This window comes from Actimicrobium antarcticum, assembly GCF_039536745.1.
Taxonomy (GTDB): Bacteria; Pseudomonadota; Gammaproteobacteria; order Burkholderiales; family Burkholderiaceae_D; genus Actimicrobium; species Actimicrobium antarcticum.
Genome location: NZ_BAAAZE010000020.1, coordinates 1 through 1297 on the forward strand (window position 1 = coordinate 1; position 1297 = coordinate 1297).

General features: G+C 59.4%; 1 protein-coding gene. It reads left to right on the forward strand.

Translation table 11 applies throughout. The features are described 5' to 3' along the window. Positions 1–24: 24 nt before the first annotated feature. Positions 25–1297, forward strand: a 1273-nt coding sequence (locus ABD720_RS19260; RefSeq protein ID WP_344765861.1) for an IS4 family transposase, incomplete at its 3' end; no start/stop codon positions are given.

Below are 1297 nucleotides of genomic sequence, written 5' to 3' on the forward strand. Positions count from 1 at the left end.
GCAAGCTGTTAACGTTTCGGCATCATGCTGGCCGACGTCCTTCACTCTGACATTGATTCTGACGGTCTACCCGATTGGGGGCGACTGGGGGCGCATTTGCCCTGTGAGTGGATCGGGCAAGCCCTGGTGCAGACAGGCAAAGCGAGCATACGCCATCGCCGCTTGCCAGCCGAACAAGTGGTCTGGCTCGTCATTGCCCTAGCGCTGTATCGTCATCAATCGATCAGCGAAGTAGTCGACGATCTTGATTTGGCGTTGCCGGATGTCGCGGCGTCTTTCGTCAGTAAAAGTGCGGTCGCGCAAGCCCGCGAACGGCTTGGGCCCGCTCCGCTCGAATGGCTCTTTCACGCCTCGGCACAGGCGTGGAGCGCCCAGGATAAAGAGGCGTACCTATTCCACGGATTGCGGTTGCTGGCCATGGATGGCACGACGTTACGTACCGCCGACAGCGAGGCCAATCGGAACCATTTTGGCGCTCAGGGATATGCCAGCGGCAGGGTCGCGAGCTACCCGCAAGTGCGGGGCGTGACGGTGACATCCATTCCGACCCACCTGGTGGTCGATGCTGCATTCGGGCCCTATGAAATCAATGAAATGCGGTATGCAAAAACTCTCGTACCTGCCATTCCCGATGCCTCGCTGACGGTCTTTGACCGCGGCTTCCTGTGCGCAGAAATTCTCTGCGGACTCACCGCCGGTGGCGAGAACCGGCACTTCCTGATTCCGGCCAAATGCAACACCAAATGGGAGCGTATTGAGGGGGACGCCGACGATGGCCTTGTTGCCATGCGCGTGTCGCCGCAAGCGCGCAAAAAGTCACCGGACTTGCCCGAGTTCTGGCGCGCACGCGCCATCGCCGTGATCGATCCACAAGGACGCCGGAAGGTCTTGCTGACCTCGCTGACGGACCGCAAACGCTTCAAGGCGGCCAATATCGTGGCCTGCTACAGCCGGCGGTGGCAAATCGAAACGAGTTATCGGGAATGGAAGCAATCGATGATGGGCATGGCGCTGACCTTGCGCAGTAAGACCGTCGACGGCGTCATGCAGGAAATCTGGGGCGCGTTGACTGCTTATAACTTGATCCGTCTCGAAATCGCCAAAGCAGCGTTGGAGGCGGGGCGTGCGCCGACTGATATCAGTTTTATTCGCGCCTTCCACACCATCCAATATGAATTGCGCTGGGCCGCTGTGACCCGCTCGTATGGCAAGCTACCTGCGCTCTTGAAACGATTGCGCCAGCGCCTTGTTGACCTGCCCAATGCAAAACGACCCGATCGCAGGTGCGATCGGGTCG